Here is a 26,973-nt window from a genome sequence, read left to right on the forward strand (position 1 = left end):
AAAACCACTTTTTACAGAAGTCCTGAACGAATCAAGTCCTGACTACAAACTTTAAACTAAATAGCTGGTAAAAGTATAGTCATTTATAGGCATGGGAGGCTTCAAGTCCCTCCCCCTTCACTTTTACTTTGAGCGGATTAACCCGCCTCGGCTGAACTACGCAGCTCCCTATCCCATCGCTGAAGGCATTTGGGATTGCTTTTCTGAGGATGTTGTACGAAGCGTTGATATCAGAATTAATTAACTGACCAGTCGATGTTTTGTACAAACCTCGCTTAATACGCTTACCAGTAAACATTGGCTCTTTTTCTGTTTTCCCGTAGACAGGGATTGGGTCTAGACCCACGAAGTTTGCCCGCGATGTGTAGGATTCTTCCTGCACAATTACTGTGATTCCCACCAACCGAGCTTTGTACTCCAACATTTCAATTAATCGAGAGTGAGGAATACTAACAAAGTTTTGGTTGGTTTGCTTCCCTAGATCAATTTCAGTTTTCCACTGTGCATTCTTGCCAATTACTAGCGTCCCAATTTGTTTTGTATTTAAAATCGCAACAATCACACGACTAGCATGATGCAAGTAATTATCAACTTTCTGATTGCGACAGCGAGTTAATCGCTGAATCCTGGGTGAGGTTTGACGATTCCCTTTTAACTGGGATTGTAATCGGGATTTGCGTTTGTTATAGAACTGGTTAATCGATTTTAATGGTCGCCCGTTAATCAACAAAGGGATAAATCCCGGCTGATTTGAAGTTAACGCCACTAAATTATCCAGTCCCAAATCAATACTAGCTACAGAGTTGGCATTGCCAAGGGTGGACTCCGGTTCACTTCGACTACGCTCAGTACAAGCATCATAAATCACCTCAATTACATAGGAATCACATTTCGGAACCAGTCTAACTTGACAAATCTGGTTGGGATTGACTTGGGTTTTAATTGAAAGTTCAGTGCCGGAAAGTTTAATGATTCCTTTCTTCAACTGTTTGCTGCTAATTGCTTGAATCGTGTAGACGAGAAGATTTCGCCCTTTAGTCTTATCTTTGTACTTTGGCAATTTTGGGCGACCCGTGAATTTTGAAGAGTCAGCTTTGTAAGCTTTAACGGTTTCAAAAAACGATTTCCAATTCTTGTCTAGCACCATCAAGATTTGCTGACTTACTTTAGCAGGCAAAGCCTTATATGCTTCGTGAGACTTCATCAATCGGTTCATTTCGTTGTAATTGACATAGCCCCACCCATAAATAAAACTCTGACGAATGACGTAATTGGCGGCATTGTAGAGGTTTTTGGACTTGAAAGCTAGTTCGTCTATTTGGGCGAAACGGTGTTCCGTTGATTTAATGATGTGCCTCTCTGTTAGTTGCATTTGAGACTTGCGTTTTTTGGGCTATGCGTATTCCTTATTCAACACTCACAACAATATAATACCATTATTGCTTATAAACTCAATGAAGTTTTACAATACCGCTTATAAAACGATGGGGGCTCAAAATATTTTCCGGGTCAAACTGCTGTTTAATCCGGCGCATTAAATCGATCGCACTTCCAGTATAGCCCCAAACATCTAACTGTTGCTTGATGTCGGTCGGCGCTGCTAAAACACTCAGAAAACCGCCTTTCGCTTCGCACCCTCTGCGTACCTGCAACAACCTGTCCGCCGTCGCATTCTCAAACCGCAAAACCCCCAAACCGCTGCCTGCATGAATCCAAGCGTCCTGTACCGGCAATTCGTTAATAGCCGTTACAGCTTCCGACGGTCTGATTCCTATTTTGCAAATAATTGCCGACTTTGTGCCAGAATCCCACATTGTTTCTGGCAATCTTTGCCATAACTGATGCTCATCATTTTCGCAGCAGCTAGTGCCTTGCAAACCCAATTTTTCGCCAACTTCCAGCAAGCGGGCTGATTGTTGTTTAACACTTTCTGCGATACTTTGAAATCTGACGATTAATCCCGTGCCCTTTCCTAAGCCTAATTTTGCGACTAATTCAGGTGACAGCAAATCAACGGCTGTCGGTGTCAAAGCAGAGGATAATAAGATTTGAGCCGTTTGGGACAAAGCATTAGTTTCCCCTGTCAGCACTACGGTTCCCGATGATTCAGGCAGCGGATAAACTCGGAAAGTTACTTGAGAAATGACCCCCAATGTGCCGTAAGCACCAGTAAACAGTTTCATCAAGTCGTAGCCGGCGACATTTTTAACAACTCGACCCCCGGCTACCGCAATTTTACCGTCCGATCGCACAAAGGTAATTCCCAACAGCAAATCGCGCACCCCGCGATAGCGATGCCGCAAGGAACCCGCATCAGCAGTAGCGACAATGCCGCCCAAAGTTACCTCTTGCGGATATGCTGGATCGATCGGCAAAAATTGACCTGCAGCAGCTAAAATTTGCTGCAAATCCGCAAACTTCATCCCGGCTTCTGCCGTCACAGTTAAATCGCCCACAGCGTGTTCTACAAGCCGATTGAGGCGCGAAGTGCTGACAGCCACAAGCCCCGCTGCATCACGAGATACCCTTAAATCCCCCTTAAAAAGACCCACTTTGACAACATCTTGCTCCCCCCTTTGTAGGGGCGGTGCCCCCGTGCCCGCCCTGGGCTGGGGGGGATCGGAGTCTAATTTAACTAAACCACCCCAATCAAGTTTGCTGCCGCTGCCACAAGGCAAGACTGCACAGCGATTTTGCCCAGCCCAAGCAATGACAGCCGCCAGTTCTTCCTGAGTATTCGGGTAAACAGTACAATCTATTTTCGTGTGGGGGGCAACTGCTTTTTCTACCCGTTCTTGCCAAAATGGCTCTGTATCTTGCCAGCGACAGATGCCAGCAGTGCCGACAATACTTTCTAATTCTTGTGTGCTTACGTAATTTTCGGTAGAAAAAGATTTCATGAAGGTTATCAGACGCCCGCTAAAAAAAATTATCAAAACACTGCCTAAAACCATTAAATATTAATACGGGCCCGATATTCAAAACATGAAGAAACAAATGTCTCAAAACCGAATTTCTATGGGAATTACCGGTCTCAACGAAGTGATTGGCGGTGGCCTAATTCCTCAACGCTCTTATCTGGTGCGCGGCGGCCCGGGTACTGGCAAGACTACACTGGGCTTTCACTTTTTGGCAGCAGGTGTGGCTCTGGGAGAAACGCCCCTGTTTATTACTTTAGGAGAACCGGAAGCGCAATTGCGCGCCAATGCCGCAAGTCTCGGTTTTGATATGGAAGCGATGGCGTTTCTCGATTTGAGCCCATCGTCAGAATTTTTTACCCAAGTTCAGACTTATGACATTTTCTCCCCCTCCGAGGTGGAGCGAGAACCGACTACACAAAAGATTATCGAGCGAGTTCAAGCTGTCAAGCCACAACGGGTGTTTTTGGACGCGATCACTCAATTTCGCTACTTAGCTGCGGATGAGTTTCAGTTTCGCAAGCAAGTTTTGTCTTTTCTGCGGTTTTTGGTGGAAGGGGGGGCGACGGTGGTGTTCACTTCAGAAGGCACTTCAAGTGCTCCCGATGACGATTTGCAATTCATCAGCGACGGAGTAATTTACTTGGAACTGCGCCCTGAAGGACGCGCCCTGTCTGTCACCAAGCTGCGAGGCTCCAACTTCCGCAGCGGCCGCCATTCGCTGCGCCTGACTCAGGCTGGTATGGAAGTATTTCCGCGACTGCTGCCGGACAACTTTCAACAGGATTTTGTTGCGGAAGCGATTTCTTCTGGGGTTCCAGAAATCGACGAATTACTGCACGGGGGACTGGAACGGGGGACTGTGACGGTGATTAGCGGGCCTAGCGGCGTGGGTAAAACCACGGTGGGCATTCAGTTTATGAAGGAAGCTGCAGGAAGGGGGGAGCGATCGGTAGTTTACATTTTTGAGGAGTCAACTTCTACTCTGTTGCAGCGCTGCGAATCAGTTAACATCCCGGTTGGGGCGATGATAGGGCAAGGAAGTCTTTCGGTGATACCCGTGGAACCTTTGCTGTACTCGCCGGATCAGTTTGCCTGTATGGTACGGCAGGAAGTGGAACAGGAAAAGACGCGGATTGTGATGATTGACAGTATTTCTGGCTATCAGCTTTCGATGCAGGGGCAAGATTTGGTGAACAATTTGCACGCTTTGTGTAAGTATCTGAAGAATATGGGAGTCACCGTTATTTTGATTAATGAGGTAGAAGCTATTAGCGGAGATTTTCGGCTGACCGAGATCGGAATTAGCTATTTGGCGGATAATCTTCTGTTTATACGCTATCTGGAACGCCAACTGCATAATAGGACAGAAATCCGCAAGGGGATCGGAGTAATTAAAAAACGAGTCAGCAATTTCGAGAGAACTTTGCGAGAACTCGAGATTACTCGCTACGGCATCAAAGTCAGCAAACCGATACGGGGGCTGCGCGGCATTTTGAGTTCGGCGCCGGTGTGGATTGAGGGGGAACCGGACGAAGATTGAATCGGGGCTTCTCCTGCTGTTTCTGGGCAAGTGCAGCTAATTTTGCAGTCGTGAATCTACTAATAAGTAGGGGGCGCACCGCGCACCTCACCACTAGCTGTAGGGGGCGCACCGCGCACCTCACCACTAGCCTAAGTTCTGGAAAACTTAAATATATTGGTAAATTTGTGTATTTTTAGACTTTTATCGTAGTGTAGTTTTCAATTCTATGAAATACAGTAGGGGCACAGGGCACGTGGCCGTGTCCTGTACCCCTACTGTATTTGACTCAACTGAAAACCTATGTAATCCCTCGCCGAAAAGTAAGCTAATACCAGATAAAAAAAGAATCCAACTTGAGGCTACCTCCCAACCCATATATAATCACTCACTCCCCATTCTAAAATCTCAAATCTACAATCTAAAATCTAAAATGGTATAACCCGTATTCACAGGAAGCTGATAAATGACTGGCAACTCAATAATTTTAGCCGTAGACCGCAATCAGCGAAACTTGGAACTATTAGCACAATTTCTCAATAAAGAAGGATACCAGATGATCGCGGCTTATAACTATGAAGATGTTGCACAAGCTATCAGTCAGCCTGCTAGGATCGGGATGGCTTTAGTAGATATTTCTGGTTTCGATCGCCGGATTTGGGACTGCTGCGAACAACTGCGAAATCACCAAATCCCTTTTCTGATACTCTCGCCCAAACAAAGCGCTGCCATTCAGCACGAAAGCCTCTGCCACGGGGCTCGGAATATGTTGGTAAAACCTTTGATAGTTAGAGATTTGCTGGGAATTGTTCACAGCTTGCTAGGAGAATCTGCGTGAGTCAAATTTTATTGCTTGTCGAACAAAAAGAAAATCGCCGATTGTTATTAGAATGGCTAGCAGTTTATTATGAGGTATTGCTGCCCAACTCAACCGAAAATAGTGAGGAGTTTTTACCATTTAATCAATCTTTTGACCTGGCGATAATTGACGGTATTTCCCTGAAACGCCACTGGCAATGGGTTGCCGCCCAAAAAGAGGCAGAACACCCGGTATGCTTGCCTTTTCTTTTGATTACATCCCGCTCGGATGTAGGGATGGCAACACAATTTATTTGGCAAAGTATTGACGATTTGATTATCGCTCCGATCGAGAAGATAGAATTGCAAGCGCGGGTGGAGATTTTGCTGCGATCGCGCCAGTTGTCTTTAACTCTCAAATTGTCTCACGACCAACTCGATCGCACTTTGCAAACAGCCCAAGAACTCAATGAGATGAAAACATCTTTGCTGTACATGATTGCCCATGACGTTCGCAATCCTTTGAATTTCATCATCGGCACTACACAACTTCTTAGCAAGTACAAGTTAACATTAACAGAGGAGAAAACACAAGAACTTCTAGACAAAACTCAAGCAGCTGCAAAAGGCATAGATTTGTTATTAGATGATGTTTTGCTGCTGGGGCGTGTTGAGTCGGGAAAAACAGGTTTTTGCTTGCTACCGATAGACTTAGCAAAGTTGTGTAATGAGTTGGTAGAGGAATTTCAGAGCAGCCTGAAGTTGAAACATGAAAATGAGCGGGTGACGCTGATTTTTGTCAATCACCATCAATCCGCGATGGCGTGTTTGGAGGTAAGCTTGCTCAGGCGAATTCTGGGCAATTTGCTGTCCAATGCTATTAAGTATTCTCCCCCAAATACCGAAGTAATTTTTGAATTACAACTTACTGAAACGGAGGCTATTTTTTCAGTACAGGATGCAGGAATTGGCATACCTATCGCAGACCAAGGACGGCTGTTTGATTCATTTTACCGGGCTAAAAATGTCGGTCGCATTCCTGGTACTGGACTGGGGCTGAGCATTGTTAAAAAATGCGTGGACTTGCACGGTGGCGAAATTACTTTGATCAGTGAAGAAGGCGTCGGCAGTACATTTACAGTAACGCTGCCGATCACAAAAACTGCAAAAAACCAAATCTCGCCTGCAACGACTTAAACTAGATGCAGACATTATCTTGGGATATTCATCGATGGATTTGACGCCCCGGTGAGGCTCTACCTGGTAGTGTGACCATGAGATTTATCCTCAAACAACTGAATAAAAATCTCGCTATTTTACAATGCCAGAATTTGAAGAACCCTTAACAGCCGCTCGTCAAGTGATTAAATTTAGCATCGTCGTTCCAGAAGCGATCGACCAGCCGGAGAATTGGCGATCGTTCCTCAAAGCTCGATCGGCATCGTAAAAAATTTTGAACGCACCCACAAAATAATTAGATACCATTCAAAACTTATCCGAGTAGCCAGACTTTATATTTTTGAAAAAAAGCGAGCCAACAACCGTCACATCTGAGATTATCTGATGAGTATTTTAACACTTTAAAAATGGTTAATAAACTCTTTTAGGAATTATTTTCGGACTCTTGTGCCGTACAATCAATCAAGAGTTGAAGAGCGATCGCATGAGCTTTCATGTGGACAGTCCAACTGTTCAACTATTAATGGTTGAAACCTGATGTCTCCAGGTTCAATTGCCACTCTTCTCCACCAAGCTGGCAACAAGAGCAGCCAAAACTTACCCAAAGACACAGAACGGTGCTCGTGAACAAAAACCAAGGTCAGGAGAGCCACCAGTCGTAAAACGGCTGAGAGCGCAAACACCCCTGGCAAGCCACCGAGATTGGTCAAAGTGGCGAGAAAGCCACCCACGGTTATTCCCATTGCCCCAGTGACACCAGGAACCGCGGCCGCGATCGCAAAGTATATCGACTGATTCAACAGTGGTGCCACCGACATCATCAGATTACCACTGCACAGGTCGATCGCCGCCCACGTCCCACCGCCGATTATGTGCAACAGCGGAAACCAGACCCATAGGAAAATTGGAGCCGTTCCACCTTCTAGCCAGAGTAGAGGGGTCAGAGCCACCAAAACTCCCACTACTAGCATAATCGGGCGATTCCCAACCCGGTCAGCCAGCTTCCCCCAAAAAACCAGCATCAGCAAGTTAGCACCAGCACCTAAACTGCTATAGAGCGTTACCACGCTGACATCTATATTTAGGTCATCCAGCAAGTAAAGATTAAAGAAGGGCGCGCTGACGTTAACGGCAAAGCTCCATAGACCAGAGTAAAGCAAAAACTTTAAAAAATTGGCTTCCTTGAGAAAGCTAAAAATTGTCCCTGTGGATGATTTTTCGCCTGTATCTGAATGCGTGACGTGTACAAGCTTTGGGTTCACATCGGTCATAAAGAACTGACAACCTAGACTGATGAGGCCAAGTACAATTCCTAAAACCAAGATGGCACTGTAACCTTGGAGCTTTCCACCGGGCCAGTTCGATACCACTAGAGCCAGCAACGGCACACCAATGAGATTCGTCAAGCTGACAGCACTATTGCGAAAGCCAAAATACCGCCCGCGCAACCGCTGAGGTACTAACGCCGCCAACCAGCTCAAGAACGAAGCACGACCTAAAGATTCTAAGACTTGAGTTACCCAGATGATTGCCAATGTCAACTGCACTAGCTGATGTCCGGCCAGATGAAATGAGCCTCCCAACCAAAGGGCTGGCACGAGAATCAGCCACAGCAGTCGCGACATTCCGAAAATCCAGAAGGAATACCAGTGGCGGCTTTGTGTTCGGTCTGCTATATAAGCTCCGAACGGTTGGAGCAGATTTACCAGTTGAGGAATGGAGGAGAGCATACCAATTTCGACTGGACCAGCCCCCAAATCGAGCAAGAAATTACTGAGCAACGCGCCGCCGATGATGCTGTAAAAAAGCGTAGCAAATACACCGTCCAAAGTTAGGGCTCTGAGGCTTGACCGAGTTTCCGGTTTGGAAAGTTTTAGAGGTCGATTGGTCAGAAGTACCATCTCTGGTAAGGCTATATCCTCTTGGATTTCTTCCTGAAGAGGGAGAGGATTCGTTCCTACTAAGCTGTATTCTTCTTGTTTTTCGAGCATACTGGATAGCCAATAGATAAGCTGCGTAGCAGCTTAATTGTATAATATAAGATTAAGTATTTTAAGGAGCACAGCCATAGAGGTCAGGTAAAAATCCTCAGTCTAAAAACCCCAAAAAAAGATTACTTCAAGAAATCAAATAAAATAAAATAAAATAAAATAAAATAAAATAAGACGACCCAACTTAGATAAAAGAAATTAATTTTATTAATCACTCAGGTAAAATTGTCAAGAAATAGCTAATTTTTTAGAAATTTTCTATGCGACATTAGCTTACTGCATGGTTCATCGCAATCCAGATAAAATAGAAAAATTTTCCGATGGAAGAAGTCAAGGAAACTTGCGGAAAGCCACCTCTGAGTAGGGAAAAATGTTGCTAAAAAAAATAATAAGGATTAAATCTAAAGTTCTAAAGGAGCAAGGGTGCTCAATAACTCTTCTAGGATAAATCGCAACAAAGATTGAGTTGCTAATATTAAACCTAATCGGGCTTGGGCGAGTTTTGGCTGTCTTATTTTGACTTCTCCCCAAATTCGGCAGTGAGTGTAAAAAGTCTGAAATGCTTCGCTCAAACTATTGGCTAATTTGAAATAATTGACAGGTTGTTCACGTTTTTTTACCCCGAAAGTAGGATATAAATTGTCTAGCACTGTTAACAGTTGGGATATTAAACGGCGTTCGGCTGGATGCACTAACCGCACTCGATCGCCCTCGTCAATCCAAGGGATAGGATTTGGACTCGCCAGCGACCAAATTTGTGGCGCTGTAGTGACATCTGGCTGGGCGATCGCAATTATGCGATCGCGGTGGGCCATTCGCAGCAGGGAACAGCAGCGCGCGTGGCTGTACTGAATGGGAAACAGTCGATCAGCAGACACAACAGGGGATAATATTCTAGATTCGGGAATTGGGAGGTTCGTTTGAGCTAAACGCTGCAACCAGACGGCTAAACCTGCATCAGTCAACTCCAGCTCAATAATTCCCGTCGGCGCGACTTTAACGGCGAAATCTGGGTAGCACAGCGGTTCGAGAGTTTCGGCCAACTCGGTCGCAATTGTCTGCGGTGTCTGCTGCCAAGTTTTAGCCAATTTCAGGGCGATCGCAGACACGTACAGCACCCGCGCGCTATCTTTACTCCGATTTAACGGAAATATTGCACCATTCTCAATTACTTGTTTAGCAAGAGGCATCTTGCCTGTTCCACAAGAAAATTCATCTCTTGTGGAATGGGCATCTTGCCCGTTCTTGAGAATGGTGTCACCTATGAGATTTAATGGAATTTTCCCTAGTGCCTCTTGCTGGGCGATCGCGCTTTGGAACCTGGAAAGCAAGAAACACTTCACTGTAACTTCCAGGCACTGCTCCATATTTGCTGTATCCATATCGGCTCATCCTAACGTAAGAGCAACTATCGACTGTTACCACTTCCACTGTTCTTGTACGTTAAACTGCTGATGTCAGAGATAGTCGATCTGCTCCCCCGATCGGGGCTACATCGAATTAATAGGCTTTCTAGGGATTTTTTTGCTAAATATACAATAATTTACGACAAATTTTTTGCTGAACTCTACCATTTTGATGTATTTTTTGCTACATTAAATTTTTCGGTAAAACTAAGAAAAGTCAGCACAGTTAAGAAGCGTGCAAGCTTAATCGGGGGTTGGTTGTCTCACTTGGTATCGCACTGCTGGCAAAAGCTGTTTTTCTCACTATTAAATATATCCCAGAGCCTCACTTATGCAATCAACTTCCACACATCTAGAGACTATCGATCGACCTTTTATCACTTGGCAGCGAATTATCGACTGGGCCCAGGAACACTACCGCTGCCGGACTTTTAGCAAAGACGAGCGGATTCCGGCAAGACCCGGACTGCTCTATTTAGTCCAGAAAGGTTCTGTGCGGCTCGTAGGCAGCGCTCAAGTTAGCGCTGCGGCGACGAAGTCGAAATCCGCTGAGAAAACTACAGAAGAAGCTTTTTTGGGCTTCGTCGGCGCCGGTCAGCCCTTTGAACTGGTTGCTCAGTCTCCGTTTACTCTCCAAGCTTACGCTCATGCCGATCAAACTCACGTAGTGTGGATGTATTGGCACGACTTGGATAATTGGCCTCACTTTCGTAGAGAAATTTTGGATGCGTTTCGTTACCAACACCAGCGGAAACTGCTCTGGCTGAGCACTTTGGGACAGCGCCGGACGATCGACCGACTGTTGGGGTTTCTCACTTTGTTGATCGAGGAGTTCGGCGAACCTTACGTAGGTGACGACGAACCAGAGGTGGTTCGGGGCTACCGGCTGCCTTGGACTTTGACGCACGCTCAAATTGGCAGCGCCATCGGCTCAACGCGAGTGACGGTGACGCGGCTGATGGGTAAGTTGCGATCGAAAGGTTTGATTAATACTGAGGATGATAATTTAATCTGTTTGCCGGCTAAGTCTAACCCCCAAAAGACAAAAAACCAAAAGCAGGACGTAGAAGATTCCTTGGAAGATTCCCTGGAAGATGAAGATTCCCTGGAAGATGAAGATTCCCTGGATGATTCCCTGGATGATGAAGATTCTCTCGAATAATCTGCATAAAATCCGGCGGGAAATTGCTAACAAACAGCGCGTCACGATTAGTTTTGGGCAGTCGCGCTCGATCACTCGACAGTGTAGGATGAATTGTGTAAACTTTTCCCGTTCTCGAAAGGTGCGACTGACAATGACCGATGACAAGCAAAAATCTTCAATCCCGAACAATCAGCAACGGGTGGTATTCTGCGACTTTGACGGCACGATAACTGTTGAAGAAACTTTTGTGGCAATGCTCAAGCATTTCGCACCGGAACTGTCGTCTCAACTGATGCCTGAAATATACGCTAGAAGGTTGAGTTTGCGATCGGGAGTGCGGCAGTTACTAGAGTCTATTCCCTCGGAACGTTACGAGGAAATTGTGGAATTTTCTAGGGCAAAGCTGATGCGGCCGGGATTGGTGGAATTGCTGGATTTTTTGGACGAGAAAAAGGTAGATTTTGCGATCGTGTCCGGCGGTCTTCGGATTATGGTAGAGACGGTAATGGGCGATTTGGTAAAGCGGGCGAGCGTTATTTACGCTGTGGATGTGGACGCTAGTGGCCCTCGCTTGCAAGTCAATTCTAAGTTTGAAGGAGATGAGGAATTGGTGTCTAAGGTGCGGGTGATGGGCCAGCACCCGGCCCAGGAACAAGTGGCGATAGGAGATTCGCTGACGGATTTTAATATGGCTTTGCAGGCTTCGTCGGTGTTTGCGCGCGATCGGCTTGCCGAGTATCTAGACGAACAACAAAAGCCTTATACTAAATGGGATAATTTTTTTGACATTTTGGAAAATTTGTCCCAAAAATGGAATTGAAACTATCGCCTTTCTCAGGTAATATAAATTCCGTTTGCATCGGTATTGTATGATGTTAAATTTTGTAGGGGAGGGTTCACCCACAATAATTGCCCATAATAAACAATATAATAAACCCGCCCCCGTGCAGATAAGTCCGATGCGATCGAATTTGATATAAGGTGTGTACGGATTACCCTACGTTTAGATAGGCCAGCACAATTCCTATTAACGCAAAAAGTAGATTAAAAACTGAGGATTTGTAAAGAATGAGTGGCGATTTAAGATCAGATTTAATTGCAGCAGCCAAACATTTTTACGATCGCGGTTGGATGGTTGGGACTGCTGGCAATCTTTCAGCCCGCTTACCCGATGGCAGTTTTTGGATTACTGCTAGCGGCCGTGCGAAAGGGCAGTTAACTGAACGAGATTTTATCAGAATGAGCTCAGACGGCGCAATTGTCGAGCAACCTGTTGCCGACAGCCGCCCTTCGGCCGAAACCAGCATTCATTTAGCCGTTTACAATTGTTTTCCAGACGCTAAAGCTTGCTATCACGTCCACTCCATCGAGGCAAATTTAGTTTCTCGGCTGACTGTAGGAGATGCAGTGCCTTTACCCGCGATCGAAATGCTGAAAGGCTTGGGGGTTTGGGAGGAAAACCCGCAAGTGTCGATACCCCTCTTTACAAATTATTTGGAAGTCCCTAAGATAGCCAAGGAAATTTGCGAATTCTTTGCCATTTGTGCGCCCTCTGTACCCGCTTTATTAATTCGCGATCACGGCATCACAGTCTGGGCAGACTCGCCAGCCGCCGCCTACAATTACGTAGAAATTGTAGAATACATTTTTCGCTATACGATCGCAGCCCGACAATTAAATTTAGATTGAAGATTTGAGAGTAGAGATTGAGCGGTGCATGAATTCCGAGGCTTAGGGATTTGAAATTAGGAAACGAGCAAACGTCCAGAATAGACAACAGTTATGGCTAAATATACCCGGATTTTATCCATAGATGGAGGCGGAATTAGAGGAATTATTCCCGCGCAAATTTTAGTTAGCGTTGAGTCAAAGCTGCAACAAAAAAGTGGCAACCCAGATGCGAGAATAGCTGACTATTTTGATTTAATCGCCGGCACGAGTGCGGGAGGAATTTTAACTTGCATCTATTTGTGTCCAGATGGCGAAAATCCCAGCAGACCTCGCTGGGCGGCCCAAGACGCTGTTAATTTTTCGATTAAGAGTGGCCGTGACGTTTTTCAGACTTCATTTTGGCAAAAAGTCAGATCTCTAGATGGTTTGATAGATGAGAAATATGCGAGTGATCGCTTAGAAAAATTATTTTTGGAAAACTTTAGAGATTGCAAACTCAGCCAACTGCTAAAACCTTGTTTGATTTCCAGTTACGACATCGAAAGAAGAAAAGCTCACTTTTTCGATCAAATAGATGCTCAACAATATCCAGCCGAAGACTATTTTATCAGAGATATCGCCAGAGCCACATCTGCCGCTCCCTCATATTTTGAAGTTCCAAAAATTTACTCTTTGACTAACGAACGCTACGCTTTAATTGACGGGGGAGTATTCGCCAACAATCCGGCACTTTGTGCCTATGCTGAAGTTAGAAATAAATTCAGTATTCCTGACGATAGCCTCGACAAAAGCCCGACAGCAAAAGATATGGTAATTTTATCGCTGGGGACAGGAGAAGCTCAGAAAAAATTCCCCTATGAAGAAGTAAAAAATTGGGGTCAAGTTGAGTGGGTTGAGCCTTTAATTAATATCATGATGACGGGAGTTGCGGAAACTGTAAATTATCAACTCATCCAGATTTATGATGCGGTTGAAAGACCGAATCAATATTTGAGAATTACTCCCGATTTGAGCCATGAACAACCGCTGCAGATTGATGATGCCTCGGAAGAGAAAATATCAGACCTGCTGAGAATTGGCAAAGAGCAAACCGAAAAGAATAATGAACAGTTGGATAAGTTTATCGAGTTGTTGCTTGCCCAGTAGTCAGTCATATTGTAGGGTGGGTTAGGCGCGGCGATTAAGTTAAGTCACCAATAAATAAATCTTAAACCGCGCCCAACCCACCAACTGCAGGGCAGGCAGACTGAAAATATATGTTGACAAATCGTGCAATAATTGCTGTAGGATTGCCGAAAATCAGTAGGTGGCAGTGCTTCGCCCTGTTTGCAATTAATCGCGAGCCCTGAGTCATTGGTTAAAAAAGACCAAGAACACGATCGACATTTAGATGAAACCTTCAATAACAGGTGGTTTCAGCGTTTTTTGGTGACATTGTTCCTGGGTGGCCAAGTGCTGCTACGCATAGTCCAAGGCAAAATTGACCGCCGCAAAATCATGGAACATTTAGTAACGGTAGGCTTGGATTCTTTGCGATCCGTGCTGCTAATAGCCTTTTTTGGGGGCATGATTTTTACCTTTCAATCCGCCCGAGAATTGGTTCGCTTTGGGGCGGTTGAGGCGGTGGGAGGTCCTTTTGCTGTGGCATTTTGTGGGGAATTAGCACCGCTTTTAACGGGGGGCGTGGTGGCGGGACAAGTAGGTTCGGCTTTTGCGGCGGAGATAGGAGAAATGCAGGTGACGGAACAAATAGACGCCCTGTATATGTTAAGAACAAATCCGGTTGATTATTTAGTGGTGCCGAGGGTGATAGCTTGCTGCATCATGCTGCCGATTTTAACAATTTTTGCGGTAGCGGTGGGGATTTTGGGCGGGCTATTTGTAGCGGTTAATTTTTATAATTTGGAACCGTCGGTATTTTTGGAATCAGTGCGGACTTTTTTGGCGCCTTGGGATTTAGTAACTGTGGCGATTAAAAGTTTTATTTTTGGGTTGATAATTGCCCTTGTCGGTTGCGGTTGGGGATTGACGACCGTGGGCGGAGGGAAAGGAGTAGGCCAAGCTGCCACGGCGGCGGTGGTAACTTCTTGGGTGTTGATTTTTATGGCGGATTTATGTTTATCGCTGTTGATGTCTCAGGAGTTGGGGATTCCTAGAAATTGATAATCTTGGCGATTATAGCAGGAGTCAATCGATTTTAGATTTTAGATTTTAGATTTTAGATTAAAGAATTGAACCATTGACCCCAGGGATAAACTCGGGGGCTTTTTTATTGGATACACGTCAATACGGTTCACATAAGAATAATCGGATTTCCTTTCACAAGTCGGGAACTCTCATAAATGCGTGAAATGAAATTCGTCTGAAAGCGCTAACCCAAGCGTATTGGGATACAGGTTTTTTATTTCTGGGTCCTGAGTCTGCTTTCGGAATGAATCCGGGGGCTTGTATCCTGGATGCTTTCGCTCAAGATGCTTAAATATTAATGATTTGAACAATCATCAACGCCCTACGCCGCCAAGGCCATTGCTATAAAATCAACATGAAGATTTTTTAAACCGCAGATTAACGCAAATAAACGCGGATGCAATTTTATCAGCGTTCATCCGTGTTCATCCGCTGATATCTGCGGTTTAAAACTCTCAACTTCCGATGGGAGATTGGAGAAAGGAGGGCGATACACTCGAATTGCCTGAATAGGCACTTTCCCATCTGTTTCGGTAACGATTTCGAGGGTGTGTTTGGAGTTGCTCAAATTCTGAGCCAATGTTGTAGAATACTCGCGGCTTGAATCTGTAATTTGTGGAGTAACGTATGAATCAACAAACATTGGTCGCACCTGCCAGGAAATTTCAAAGCCTTTAGGCGTCGGTTTTTTAGACTCTTCATAAGAATTTTTCAGCCACCAGTTTCTCGACTCAATCACGACGCGGCCAGAGTTTGAGACAAACATTTCGTCGTTTGTACCGCTGCCGTCGTAACCTGTTTTAGAACCTACAACGTCAAATTTAAACTTGCTAGCGTCGCTGTTAATCTCAGTAATTATGGCTTTCCAATCTTCGACGATTAGCGGTTTTTGGCTGGATACTTGGAGAATAGTGGGCCAAGAGACGCCAAGGCTAAGGCTAGGTCTGGTGATGGTGTAAAGTTCAGAAAATTCTGAGGGTTTTTTGCCGTCGATCGCAATTCTAGCAGAAATTGCCTTGCCGTTGAAGGTTTTATCGGCGATCGCATCTATTCTATTCCCTTCAAATTCTAAAACCAACTTGCCATCTTGCCACTTAATATCGCTGCCAACCGTATAGGTTTTCACTAAATCCTGCGGCGGTTGAGGAGAATTTGGTTTGTATCGCAGATGCGGTTTTATCAGAGCAGCTAGGAGAAAGTTTCCCCAATCGTTGAGGTGAATGCTGTCCCTCAATAGCTGTTTGGGCTGCAAGCGATTATCTTTCAAATACCTGCGCCAAGGTTCGCGAATTTCCGCAATTTCGCAGCCGTATTTATCGGCCAACTCCGGCAGCCATTGAGTAGAATGAGTGTTGTGCCATTCGTATCTGCTGACTGAATTTGGATCGTCGCTGTTGCCTGTCGGCATCCAGTCGATGTGGTCTGAATGCAAGAGTATTTCGCTAGCAGTGCGGCTGCGGACATTGGCAATTATGGCTTCGTAATCTTCACCGCCTCCGTAGACGTGAAAAATGAGCAAGTCTGGATAAAAAGGATACAAATCGTGTTCGCTGGGACGGATTAAAATCGGGGCGGAAAATCCTCCGATTGCTCTATTTTCCACAATCAAATCTGCATTGGGAAATCGCTGTCTCAAATCCTTTACTACATCTTTCCACCAATCTTGTTCTGTGATGGATTGACCGTAGAATAGAATACGCACTTGGCGGCGGTCTGTTGGAGTGCTAGCTGCAAGTAACCCCATCGTCCTTTGAATCCTCGCTCCAAAAGTAGCATTATTTGCAATAGGAGCGGGTGGGGGGAATGGCGTATCGGCAGCTATTTTTTTAATGAGCGGAACTAACAGAAAGCTCAGACACAAAAAAATCAGCCACAAGTAGCGATAAATTTTGGATTTTCTGCTATTTCCTTGTTTGGCCATTGTTTTATTTTTCCCTGTCCGTTTCACTTCGCTTAAGGTGGCTGTGGGATGAATGCTCGCGTCTATCAGTAGCTGTAACCTGCTTATGGGCGCACCTCACGAGTAGCTGTAGTGTAGGCTGTATGGAAATATATTACCAAATTGAGCGCGACAAAAAGTGATATAATACCTGCTAATTAATTGCACTCCGATCGATCGCACGTCAAATGGATTACAAAACAGCCCGCAGTTTTCTGATCGACCAAGGAACCGCCCTGGAAACCAAGAAAAATCCCGACGCCTTCCTGATGCGTCTCAAACAAGGTCAACCGCCCGTACCCGGACAGGTGACATCGATTTTATTAGCTTTAAAAATATTGTTTGAAGGGCTGCAAGAATCTCCAATGCTCGATCGACAATTAATCTCGGCACTGCATTTACTGTCAGTAGAAGGTTTGCAGCAATTTGAAGCTGGACTCCGCAGAGGAGTTTCTTGGCCACCGCTGCTGAAGGAAGACTTAAATCGAATTGCGATCGCAGTCAAGAATATATTTTCTGGCGTCTGGCAATAATTAGCTCAGCAACGACCGATCCCAATACCCACCGCCAGCAAACTCAATTTTTTTCTACATTTTTTTTCTACATTTTTTTGTAAAAATTTATGTTAATCTTGCTACATTTACCCTCGAATTGTGGCATCTTAATATAAGAATCAGTTCTCATAAACACTTGGAGAGACTACCATGAACGCCGAAGAAAAAGCTAGACAACTAATTGCACGAGAAAGGCAGCATAGCGAACACTTGCACGACTCTATGCTCAACCGTTCCTCCCACGAGCTAGAAACACATGGGGAGGGAATTGCTGAAGAAAAGGCCAGAGAATTAATGGCTCAAGAAAGGCAGCACAACGAACACCTGCACGACTCTATGTTAAGCCGTTCCTCCCAAGAGGTAGAGGCATCGATCGCACCCGATGACACTGACAAATAAATTTTGTAAACACAAGACTTACGGACACATACCAATAAACCTGGTTTTTATACCATTTTTCATACCATAACAAAGGGCTGTAAAAATGTTTGTGTATAAACAACCAGGTTTCTGAGTCTTGTAATAGTTCAGCACAGCAAAACTCTACTCAAATCGAGGAGGATTTTAGGTGCAATCAAAACAGCCCTTGCTCGGTTGGCAGCCGCTATCACAAGCATCCACGCGCCATATATAGCAATAGAAAATGCCAGGTTCTACTCCTCGCGAAAGCTTTCGAGGGATGCCAAAAGAGCTGGCAGTCCCGCTAGCGCAGCCGACACCAGAGCCTCATCTTTGTAAACTCGCGATCGCAGAATACGGGTACTTTTAGACGCAGAGGTGAAAGAGCCTCGCCGTTGGGAATTGTCGGTTTCCAGCCGCCCTAAATTTTTTGTTTCTCGCGTCACGCACAACATAGCAGTATCCTCGCAGTATCGTCAATTAATCCCTAAATATGCGCCCGTAAAATTTCTCACGGCTTGCTGTATGTTTCTATTATTACTCAGATAGGTAACAGAGATGAAATCATGAAATAATTATTCACGATAGCTAGGGATCAACTTAAACTGCTTAACGGCTTTTATTAATTTGTTACACGGCTGGTTTGTTTAAGCCGATCGCCCGCGACGACACAGACACCAGCAATCAAAATCACCGATTTTACAGGAGGAACGCGGATCAATGATGCTAACTCTTAGTACAGCAACAGTTATAAGTCAAATCCAGCCGACTGTCGAAAGCTTGCGCGAGGGAGACTACCGCTACCGAGACTCCTTTGCGATCGATCGACCTTTTCGAGAAATCCAATTTCGCAAACAAGACAGATACATCACCGGCAGCGATTCAGACAAACGCACGGGCAAAAGTTACTGCTTCCGGGGCATCCCCCAGCACAACAACATTATTAACATCACGGTAGCAATCGAAATTTTCCCAAAAACAGCACAGAAAACCGAGTGGAAATTAGCACCGGGAAACCCCATTAATTTCGACAGGCTTTATCCACTGCAAGCAGGGTCTGGATTAGAATTGTACAAATGTTTGACCGCATTTTTACCAAAATTGAAGAATTAGTTATTCGTTACTTCTTAGTGGTTATTCCTTAATTGCTTTGGCTGGTTAATAACCAATAACATTCGTCAACAGTGAACAGTGAACAGTCAACCGTCAACAGCCAACATTTAACTCCCTAAGAACCAGCATTTTCCAATTCTTCCCGGAGCATTTCCCGGTAGACTTTCGGCAAACGAGAACTCATAGAATTGTTCTCAATTCCATATCCCAAACTCGTCCAAGTTCCCGAAAGCATCCGCAATACATCAGTTAATCTTTCCTGGCGCAACATCTCAGGAATATCAGCTTTCCAAAACTTGCGATCGCTCAACCAAGCATAAACCACAGCATCCTGATCTTCTGGTTCAAAACTGTAATCTTCCCAGAACAAAAAATTAGCACGACGCGCCTGATAGCGCTTAGCCTTCTCCTTCCAAGTCGTAGTCAGAAATTGATACCTGCCCGCAGCGGTAGTACACTTGCCCCGATTCGGGCCATTAACAATCTTCACGCACCAGTCAGGATGCCTGCTCAAATCTAATATATATTTGCCACCGTAAACCACGTGATAAGGCCGAGAAACATTCGACTCGCTAGCAGAAATAGTTCGCATCAGGGCTCGAATGTAAGGATCGCCCGTTTTAATAGCCAGCGGCGGGAATTTTCCCACCCCGCTTACCGACTGCGATAACTGCTGATTTCCCCGCAAACTGTCAACCAAAAAAACACCGCCGCCAATCACAGCGCCGATTAAAAGTATAAATCCGAGGATTTGAATCTCCGATCGCCTCAGCAAACCTCTTTTGCGACGGCCGAATTTCTCAGCTTCTAGCCAACTCATTTCCATTTCCGAAATTTCGGCTAATTTTCGCGCCGCCCGCATCTGGCGCACCCGAAAATCGTATTGATATAGCGGCGCGGCTACCAGCGTTAGACTCGATAAAATCCCCGCCAATTTGCTCAGCCAGAAATCTAATTCACCGGCTACCGCAACATTTGTTAGAGTAGATATTCCTGTTAGCAACTGAGCCGGATCGATCGATCGCGCTGGCCAATAAAAAATCGCAAGTTGCACCAACAGCGACAGATTAAAGGCAAAAAAAATCACTACAACAGCATTCAAGCCTTCTCGCAAGTGCGATCGAATACCAATGTGCCTGCGCTTGAACTTGCGCGCAACGCGAAAGCGCCCCGGCATCATAATTAGTAAGGGATTTAAGATTTTGACGGCGAACAAGTGAAACACAAAAAACAAAGGCAACTGAATTAGCCAAGCCGCCAGCAGTAGAGTCAGAAAGCCGATATTGTCGCTGACAAAAGGAATGCCCCTGCGAAGGACAAAACTAAAACTCTGAGCGAGAGCAAATGCCCTTAACCACGAAATCGGATAGGGGAGCCAACCTGGCCACTTGAGAGTTTTCATGCTGAGAGAGGGAAATTTCAACGGCGAATCGTAAAACTATTAAGATTTTGCCAGATTTGGCGATCGGAAAATTGTTGTAGGCTGCGTCAGCCCCAATCTTTGACCCAAATCACATCTTGCACCATTCTCGCTAAGCCTTTTTTGGGCGGGCAGGATGCCCACCCCACAAGAAAATGCACTTTTTGTAGAACAGGCCGGACAGCCTGTTCTTGACAATGGTGCAACATCTAAGACCCAAATCAAATGGTTTTTTGTCTGGCCGAAAGCATCCAGGATACAAGTCCCCGGATTCATCCGTCCAGAAATAAAAAACCTGTATCCGATAAAGGAGCCCCCGAATTTATCGGTGGGGTCAATGCTTCAATCTAAAATCTCAAATCTAAAATCGATTGACGCACCGAACTCAAGCGAGGCTAATTCAATCAAACCACGCCGGCAAACAACTCCTCAAAACTCTTTTGCGGAGCCTCCGACTTCGCCACAATTTCCACAACCTTGTTGCGAGAAGTCGGCTGAAATAGCGCCTCTACGCACACTTGGGCTACCTTGGTGCGGGGAATGCTGCTCTCAAACATTTTGTCCGCACCTGTCATGACGATCGCATCTGAATTATCCTCATTTTTGAGGCCGCCCGGACGGACGATCGTATAAGTCAAGCCGCTTTTTTGCAAATACTCCTCGGCTTGCTTTTTCCAAACTAGAATCAGCCAGAACAAATTCAGCGGATGAAAAAACTGAGAGACACACAGAGAAGTCACAAGCACAAAATGCTCAATTCCCTTAGCCTTAGCTGCATCCACCAAATTTTTAGTACCTTCAAAATCCACCTTGTAAGGCGCTGTGGGGTCAAAACCAGGGGCCGCCCCTGTCGCGCACAGCAATACCGTACTATCGCCGATCGCATCGCCCAGGGAAGTCGCATTTAATACATCCCCAGTCACTAACTCAGCCTCCGGTGGTAAAATTTGTCTAGCTGTGTCTAGATTTCGGACTAAGGCGCGCACGGGAATACCTCGCTTGACTAATTCTGCGACGATTCGGCGACCAGTCTGACCTGTGGCTCCTGCTACAAATGCTTTCATAAGTCGAGTTATGCTGAACTAGGGTAAGTTTTGTTACTATCAATTTCTCAATTGTAGGGAGGAAACTTCCTTAACACATCCCCAACCAGATTGATTGGCGTGTATAACAGGAGAGCATACGATGAAGCAGGATTCCGCTGAATATCAAACTGTTGAAGCTTCTGACGAAAACTACTACCCAGATGCGAGTTTCCAACAGCCCGAAAGTGGAAGCGCGGATGCAGGAGAGGAAGTTGAGCCGATTTGGTTTCACACGCATTTTGAAGACAGCATGGAGATGTACGCGGATGCGGAGACGGTGGCAACGCATTTGAACAACCACAAGACTTGGTTTTGCCAGTGCGCTTCGCCGATGAAGGCCGAGCCGCTTGGAGAAAACGGCTATGATTTATTAATCGGGCGTTTTGGGGCTTTTGGCTACCGTGTTGAAGCGAGAATTGGTTTAGAGTTGCTGCCGCCGGATGCTGAAGGCTGCTATTTGATTAAGACTATTCCGGTTCCCGATTATACCTCGCCTGGGTATGAAGTGGATTTTCGATCGGCAATGAAGCTAGTGGAGATACCGTCTCAGGAATTTGCCGCCGATTGGCCGAGCTCGGAACGTGCTAAGCTGCCGCCTGCGATTACCATTACTACGTGGAAGCTGGATTTGGCTGTGGGAGTTTGCTTTCCTAAGTTTATTCGATCGATGTCTCAACCTTTAATAGAAAAAACCGGCGATGCGCTTTTGGAAAAAATCATCAAACAAGTTAACCGGCGCTTGACTTATAAAACTCAGGTTGTTTTTCACGAAAGTTTGGGCATTCCTTTTCCGAAAAATCCTAAGAAACATTAAGGAGACTTACGCTCTAAGCTGTACTGCATTTAAATTGTATGTTAAGTGTGGGATCTCCTGCCCAACCCCTACTCCCCACAAGAGTAAAGATCTATTTTACTCTGCAATTTAAATGCGGATTAGCTTAACTCACATTTGTAGGGTGTGCACTGCACACATGACTCATAAGTTAGACTTCGGCGTGAACGTTCACTCGCACAATTGTAGATTAAATTATTAGGAATAACTGATTGTGTATGGGTTGGAATCACGAGTATACAGTTGCTTTTTTAAAACTGATATCACGGTCTCCGGGTTCTTAGGGCGCGCCTTATGCCTATGTTTTTGAATCCAACACTTGCTTGAGCAGTTAATCCAAATAACCAAGTTATTGCTAATAAAATTTAAGGGTAAGGTCATGATTGCATTTGACATATAGCAATCCTTGCAGGAGTCGTAATTTTTTTACCCCACCCCAACCTTCCCCCAACCCGCTGGGAGTCCGTAGGAAATTCACAAATTATTTAGGATTGCTATATGCTGATTTCTTATCACAAAAATTAGTTTTTATTATGGGTCAATTTAGCACAGGGTTAGACACAATAGTTTCACGTCAGATCCCATCAAGTTCGAGAGCATTGTTATTAAAAAATTCTGCTTCTGTCATCAGGATTTCCCTCCTAATTTCCTCATGATTAAGCAATGTAGCCGACGCAGTTCAAAGGTGGTTACGATCGCCCTCGGAAACCACAAGTGTCTCAGATCACAAAGCCGATCGATCCCCCTCACTGCCCAAAAACATAAAATTATGTCAGATTAAGTAAGGGGTTATAAAATAACTCTTGCCATATCCCTAGAAAGTTATGACAACGAAACTAAGAGCTACCCACACAGAGAAAATGGAGAGAGACTTGCACCAGTTGAGGGCAGACCAAGAACTGATTCTCAACCAAGTAGACAATGCGATCGCTCTGTTCGACTCGTCTGACTGCTTAGTTTTGTTTAACAAAAAATTGGCCGGAATCTGGCAACTGTCCCCAGAATGGCTGGAAACAAAACCGAAGTGCCACTTGCTGTTTGCGGAAATTGTCGATCGGGGTTACTTGTCCCTTCAGCAGTGGCAAGAGTTTCAGCAAGCACTTGAAAAATCTCAGCATGAAAGTTTATCATTTTATTTCGAGCAAGCCAATGCGGTTTGTTTGGAGGTGTGCGCCACGATTACCAACAGCGGCGGACGGCTGTTTACCTTTAGAGACGTTACGGTATACCGAAACTCCCAAGCTAGCTTGAACGCAGAAGTCAGGCGTCTGAGCTTTCTTTTAGGTTTAACCGAACGCCTGCAAAAGTCTGACAGTTTGCAAGAAATAGGTCAGTTTGCCCTCACCTATTTAGTAGAGGCAATGAATGCAGCTTTCGGAGATGTCAAGGTAATTAACGGCAAGGGAAACGACCGCCAAGCGTCGGGGATTTGCAACCAAGTTTCTAGTCAATTTTTGGCTACTTACGGGGAACCCGTAGTCGCAGGAATGCAAGAATTGCTCGACCAAGGCATTCCCTACGGCATCGGTTTGCTGTGGGAAGTGGTGAAAACTGGTAAACCTTTGTTTGTCGAGGATTATGCCCAACACCCCAATGCCGTGCCGGAATTTCGGCATCCGGGAATTGGACAACTGGGTATTTTTCCGATCGCAGCTACCAACGGCACGATCATCGGAGTGCTGACGCTGGAGTCCCGCAACATCAAAAAACTGCAAGCCGCCGTCCACAAAGACGTACTCGAAGCTGCTTGCCGGACTCTGGGGGCGGCGATCGAGCGGGCTCAGACACAAGAGAACCTGCGCCAAGTTAATGAAGAATTAGAGTATTCTTCTCAGTTGAAATCTGAGTTTTTAGCGTCCATGTCCCACGAATTGCGGACGCCTCTCAACAGCATTCTCGGCTTTTCTGACTTGCTGCTGCGGCAAACGGCCGGACAGTTGAGCGATCGACAAATCAACTATGTAGAACTGATCGAAAAAAGCGGCCAGCACTTGCTGCAGCTAATCAACGATATTCTCGATCTTTCTAAAATTGAAGCGGGGAAAGTAGAGCTAAGTTTACAGCCGGTTCGCGTTCACGAACTCGCGACAGACTGTCTGAAAATGATTCAGCCTCGGGCAGACAAAAAGCGGATCGGGTTGTCTTTAGAACTCGACTACCGCATTACTAAAGTTTGGCTGGACGAACGGCGAGTGCGACAAATTGTGATTAATTTACTTTCCAATGCCATCAAATTTACCCCCGAACAGGGACAAGTTAAACTCAGCGGGCGTCTGGCCTACGGCAGCGAAATAGACGGCGACTACCGGCCGGATTGTTCTCCTGTAAATGCCAGCACTCCTTATTTTTGTTTAGAGGTAAAAGACTCCGGTATCGGCATTCCTCAAGACCGCTGGCACTTGCTATTTCGACCTTTTCAACAGGTGGATTCTTCCCTGACTCGGCGCCACGAAGGTACAGGTTTGGGTTTGGCTTTGACTAAGCGATTGGCAGAATTGCACGGGGGAACTGTTTCTTTTCAATCTGTTTGCGATCGGGGAAGTCTTTTCCGCGTTTGGCTGCCTTTGACGGAGATGCGTCAACAGTTGGGAAACTTTGCTTCTTGTGCTTTGGATACCAAGTTAGTTCCTGCTTCTGCGATCGCTTTACCAATTGCCAGGAAGCGGATTTTGGTTGTCGAAGACCAGCCTTTTAACCAAATGTTAATTTCTGAGGTGATGGAATTGGAGGGGTACGGGGTAGAGATACTTGCGGATGGGAAGGCGATGGCCGATCGTATTCTCGCCGCCTCAGTAGCCGCGGAGTTGCTGCCGGATTTAATTTTGATGGACATTCAGTTGCCGGATGTTGACGGCTTTGAGTTGATGCGCCGAGTTAAAGCAGATCCTGTCTGGGATTCGGTACCGATGATTGCGGTGACGGCGATGGCGATGCCCGGTGACAGTGAGCGATGTTTGGAAGCTGGCGCTTCTGCTTATTTGAGTAAGCCACTGGATTTGAATTTGACGATCGCTACTGTCCGTTCTTTTCTCGGTTAACAATAATTATTTGCAGTTCCAGCACTGCCATTTATGAAAATTGATAACAACAAAGGTTAAACTCAATAGTAGATAAATATCTATATGACTTGCCCGCACTTGCCTCAGAAAGCCTGTTCCTAGGAAAAATATTGAGTTTAGTAAGGAGAAATATATCAATTAACCCGTTTTCGAGCTTCCCCACGCGCAACTTCCGAGCTAAATTCAATGTATTATATCATATTCCATGTCAAACAAGTCGCCCTGCATCATGTTGGTTGATGACGAGCCAGCTAATCTGATTTTACTGGAAGAGTTATTGCTCATGAAAGGATACGCTACAGTATCAGCGCTATCTGGCGCTGAAGCCCTCTCCATTGCCCGCGCCTCTCGACCCGATTTAATTTTATTAGATATTATGATGCCGGAGATGAACGGTTTTGATGTGTGCGAGAGCCTGCGTAAGGATACGGCATTGCAAACTGTACCGGTGATTTTTTTAACTGCCCTTGATGACGATATGTCTCGCATCAAAGGGTTAGAAATGATGGCCGATGATTATTTGACAAAACCTTTTAACAGTCGTTTGTTGCTGGCAAAAGTTGAAAATATTTTGCAGTTGAGTCAAATGCGATCGCAAGCTGTATCTTCCCAATTCCACCAGCAGGTAAAAGAGCAAAGCAAACGCCAAATCGCCGCAGCTTGGGAAGCCAACGAATATCTTTCAGAAAAATTTCAGCTATTTGTGCCAGAGCAACTTCTCGAACGAATTGCGCCACAAGGAATAGAATCTATTCAGTTGGGCAATGTCACAGAAGAAGAGCTGACTGTTTTATTTTGCGACATTCGCGGGTTTACTACGATCGCCGAATCTCAACAAGCTCGCGAGACTTTTGAATGGTTGAACGCTTTTTTTACTAAAATGAACGAGTGCATAACGTCTCACGGCGGGTTTATTGACAAATACCTAGGCGATGCAATCATGGCAGTATTTGACAAGCCTAATTCTCACGCTATGGATGCGATCGAAGCTGCAGTAGCAATGCAAGAAACTTTGCAAGAATTTAATGCCACTCGCCACAAATACAATTTAGAATCTCCCGTCAATATTGGTACGGGAATTAACACAGGTATCGGCATGATCGGCACTTTAGGTTCCGATCGTCGCATGGACTCTACAGTCATCGGTGATGTCGTAAATACAGCTTCTCGGTTAGAAAATTTAACTAAAATATACGGCTGCCAAATTATTGTTAGCGAAAATGCCATTGTTCGTGCAAGAGAATTTCTAAATGGCATAAGTTCCAACTCCCACTCAAAAGAAGGTCTATTATTAAAATGCGACTTAGAATTAGAAACACAGGAGAGTATTATTTCTACTTCTGGGGCGACTGCTGCTGACAGCCATTTGCCCAGCAACAATTATTATTATCGCTGGATCGATCGAGTAACCCCGCGTGGCAAGCAGCAAGCTATTGAAATCTACGAAATCTGGGCAGCCTCCTGTCCCGACTCGGAGGCAAAGCAGCTTACCCAGGGTTTATTTGACAAAGGAATTCAAGGATGGCAATCTGAACGATTTGTCGCAGCCTTGGGATATTTTCAGCAACTAATAGAACAAAACCCTGCTGATACAGTCGTCCGTTTTTATATAAATCGCTGCCAGGAAAAACTAGGTTTACTACCTGCAAATAGCACTTCATAAAGATTTAACTTTTAGGGCGGGCTACAAGGGGAGCATCTCAATGAAAGCAGCTAAGCTAGAAATTGGAGTTAGGAGTCAGGAGGAAAGAGGAAC

The 26,973-nt window shown here is 45.3% G+C and carries 23 protein-coding genes; 15 read left to right on the forward strand and 8 right to left on the reverse strand.

What is annotated here, in order from left to right; translation table 11 throughout:
- Nucleotides 1-79: 79 nt before the first annotated feature.
- Together QT979_RS07710 and QT979_RS07715 are read right to left on the reverse strand one after the other, a co-directional pair.
- Nucleotides 80-1,372 (reverse strand): transposase, encoded by a 1,293-nt coding sequence (locus QT979_RS07710; protein ID WP_333216702.1) that lies wholly within the window; start codon nucleotides 1,370-1,372, stop codon nucleotides 80-82.
- A 79-nt stretch (nucleotides 1,373-1,451) separates the two neighbouring features.
- Nucleotides 1,452-2,900, reverse strand: a complete 1,449-nt coding sequence (locus tag QT979_RS07715; RefSeq protein WP_333309049.1) for an FAD-binding oxidoreductase — start codon at nucleotides 2,898-2,900, stop codon at nucleotides 1,452-1,454.
- Between the two features lie 97 nt (nucleotides 2,901-2,997).
- On the opposite strand from QT979_RS07715, the gene QT979_RS07720 reads away from it, so the two are divergent.
- The 4 genes from QT979_RS07720 (at nucleotide 2,998) to QT979_RS07735 (ending at nucleotide 6,685) form a co-directional block, all read left to right on the forward strand.
- The gene (locus tag QT979_RS07720) at nucleotides 2,998-4,461 is read left to right on the forward strand and encodes an ATPase domain-containing protein (RefSeq protein WP_333216706.1); all 1,464 of its coding nucleotides are present in this window, start codon (nucleotides 2,998-3,000) and stop codon (nucleotides 4,459-4,461) included.
- Between the two features lie 445 nt (nucleotides 4,462-4,906).
- Complete coding sequence (locus QT979_RS07725; protein WP_333216708.1) at nucleotides 4,907-5,278, forward strand: response regulator; 372 nt, start codon at nucleotides 4,907-4,909, stop codon at nucleotides 5,276-5,278.
- Nucleotides 5,275-6,435, forward strand: a complete 1,161-nt coding sequence (locus QT979_RS07730; protein WP_333309051.1) for an ATP-binding protein — start codon at nucleotides 5,275-5,277, stop codon at nucleotides 6,433-6,435. The genes QT979_RS07725 and QT979_RS07730 overlap by 4 nt, the downstream gene beginning before the upstream one ends.
- 124 nt (nucleotides 6,436-6,559) lie before the next feature.
- Nucleotides 6,560-6,685: a hypothetical protein gene (locus QT979_RS07735; RefSeq protein WP_333309053.1), complete on the forward strand. Its 126-nt coding sequence runs from the start codon at nucleotides 6,560-6,562 to the stop codon at nucleotides 6,683-6,685.
- Between the two features lie 190 nt (nucleotides 6,686-6,875).
- On the opposite strand, the gene QT979_RS07740 is transcribed toward QT979_RS07735, so the two are convergent.
- Together QT979_RS07740 and QT979_RS07745 are read right to left on the reverse strand one after the other, a co-directional pair.
- On the reverse strand, nucleotides 6,876-8,408 hold the full coding sequence (locus tag QT979_RS07740) for an MFS transporter (protein WP_333309056.1): 1,533 nt from the start codon (nucleotides 8,406-8,408) through the stop codon (nucleotides 6,876-6,878).
- Nucleotides 8,409-8,809: 401 nt separating this feature from the next.
- On the reverse strand, nucleotides 8,810-9,790 hold the full coding sequence (locus QT979_RS07745) for a DALR anticodon-binding domain-containing protein (protein WP_333309058.1): 981 nt from the start codon (nucleotides 9,788-9,790) through the stop codon (nucleotides 8,810-8,812).
- A 355-nt stretch (nucleotides 9,791-10,145) separates the two neighbouring features.
- On the opposite strand from QT979_RS07745, the gene QT979_RS07750 reads away from it, so the two are divergent.
- The 5 genes from QT979_RS07750 (at nucleotide 10,146) to QT979_RS07770 (ending at nucleotide 14,792) form a co-directional block, all read left to right on the forward strand.
- Nucleotides 10,146-10,976, forward strand: coding sequence for a Crp/Fnr family transcriptional regulator (locus QT979_RS07750; protein WP_445304759.1), 831 nt, complete (start codon nucleotides 10,146-10,148; stop codon nucleotides 10,974-10,976).
- Nucleotides 10,909-11,778 carry an HAD-IB family phosphatase gene (locus QT979_RS07755; protein ID WP_333309060.1) on the forward strand — a complete coding sequence of 290 codons (870 nt, stop codon included), beginning with the start codon at nucleotides 10,909-10,911 and terminating at the stop codon, nucleotides 11,776-11,778. Before QT979_RS07750 ends, QT979_RS07755 begins: the two co-directional genes overlap by 68 nt.
- A 248-nt stretch (nucleotides 11,779-12,026) precedes the next feature.
- Nucleotides 12,027-12,647 (forward strand): methylthioribulose 1-phosphate dehydratase, encoded by a 621-nt coding sequence (gene mtnB / locus QT979_RS07760; protein WP_333213083.1) that lies wholly within the window; start codon nucleotides 12,027-12,029, stop codon nucleotides 12,645-12,647.
- Between the two features lie 93 nt (nucleotides 12,648-12,740).
- Complete coding sequence (locus QT979_RS07765) at nucleotides 12,741-13,775, forward strand: patatin-like phospholipase family protein (RefSeq protein WP_333213082.1); 1,035 nt, start codon at nucleotides 12,741-12,743, stop codon at nucleotides 13,773-13,775.
- Between the two features lie 207 nt (nucleotides 13,776-13,982).
- Nucleotides 13,983-14,792 (forward strand): MlaE family lipid ABC transporter permease subunit, encoded by an 810-nt coding sequence (locus QT979_RS07770; protein ID WP_333213081.1) that lies wholly within the window; start codon nucleotides 13,983-13,985, stop codon nucleotides 14,790-14,792.
- Between the two features lie 439 nt (nucleotides 14,793-15,231).
- Here the strand turns inward: QT979_RS07770 and QT979_RS07775 are convergent, their stop codons facing one another.
- The gene (locus tag QT979_RS07775; RefSeq protein WP_333309063.1) at nucleotides 15,232-16,737 is read right to left on the reverse strand and encodes an SGNH/GDSL hydrolase family protein; all 1,506 of its coding nucleotides are present in this window, start codon (nucleotides 16,735-16,737) and stop codon (nucleotides 15,232-15,234) included.
- Nucleotides 16,738-16,943: 206 nt separating this feature from the next.
- Between QT979_RS07775 and QT979_RS07780 the strand changes: the two genes are divergently transcribed.
- The gene (locus QT979_RS07780; RefSeq protein WP_015174589.1) at nucleotides 16,944-17,288 is read left to right on the forward strand and encodes a hypothetical protein; all 345 of its coding nucleotides are present in this window, start codon (nucleotides 16,944-16,946) and stop codon (nucleotides 17,286-17,288) included.
- 171 nt (nucleotides 17,289-17,459) lie between these two features.
- Nucleotides 17,460-17,708, forward strand: a complete 249-nt coding sequence (locus QT979_RS07785; RefSeq protein WP_333213079.1) for a hypothetical protein — start codon at nucleotides 17,460-17,462, stop codon at nucleotides 17,706-17,708.
- A gap of 254 nt (nucleotides 17,709-17,962) precedes the next feature.
- Here QT979_RS07785 and QT979_RS07790 read toward each other — a convergent pair whose 3' ends face one another.
- Entirely contained in the window at nucleotides 17,963-18,163 is a 201-nt protein-coding gene (locus tag QT979_RS07790) for a hypothetical protein (RefSeq protein ID WP_333213078.1), read from the reverse strand.
- Nucleotides 18,164-18,428: 265 nt separating this feature from the next.
- On the opposite strand from QT979_RS07790, the gene QT979_RS07795 reads away from it, so the two are divergent.
- Nucleotides 18,429-18,821, forward strand: a complete 393-nt coding sequence (locus QT979_RS07795) for a hypothetical protein (RefSeq protein WP_333309065.1) — start codon at nucleotides 18,429-18,431, stop codon at nucleotides 18,819-18,821.
- 115 nt (nucleotides 18,822-18,936) lie between these two features.
- Here the strand turns inward: QT979_RS07795 and QT979_RS07800 are convergent, their stop codons facing one another.
- Together QT979_RS07800 and QT979_RS07805 are read right to left on the reverse strand one after the other, a co-directional pair.
- Nucleotides 18,937-20,223, reverse strand: a complete 1,287-nt coding sequence (locus tag QT979_RS07800; RefSeq protein WP_333309067.1) for a glycoside hydrolase family protein — start codon at nucleotides 20,221-20,223, stop codon at nucleotides 18,937-18,939.
- A gap of 422 nt (nucleotides 20,224-20,645) precedes the next feature.
- Nucleotides 20,646-21,305, reverse strand: coding sequence for an NAD(P)H-binding protein (locus QT979_RS07805; protein WP_333048015.1), 660 nt, complete (start codon nucleotides 21,303-21,305; stop codon nucleotides 20,646-20,648).
- A gap of 121 nt (nucleotides 21,306-21,426) precedes the next feature.
- Here QT979_RS07805 and QT979_RS07810 point away from each other — a divergent pair, with 121 nt between their 5' ends.
- From QT979_RS07810 to QT979_RS07820, 3 genes are all read left to right on the forward strand, one after another.
- Entirely contained in the window at nucleotides 21,427-22,140 is a 714-nt protein-coding gene (locus QT979_RS07810) for a DUF1997 domain-containing protein (protein WP_333213075.1), read from the forward strand.
- 842 nt (nucleotides 22,141-22,982) lie between these two features.
- Nucleotides 22,983-25,196, forward strand: coding sequence for an ATP-binding protein (locus QT979_RS07815; RefSeq protein WP_333309069.1), 2,214 nt, complete (start codon nucleotides 22,983-22,985; stop codon nucleotides 25,194-25,196).
- A gap of 226 nt (nucleotides 25,197-25,422) precedes the next feature.
- Entirely contained in the window at nucleotides 25,423-26,880 is a 1,458-nt protein-coding gene (locus QT979_RS07820) for a response regulator (protein WP_333309071.1), read from the forward strand.
- Nucleotides 26,881-26,973 lie beyond the last annotated feature (93 nt).

The organism is Microcoleus sp. w2-18bC1 (assembly GCF_036700365.1).
Lineage (GTDB): Bacteria > Cyanobacteriota > Cyanobacteriia > Cyanobacteriales > Microcoleaceae > Microcoleus.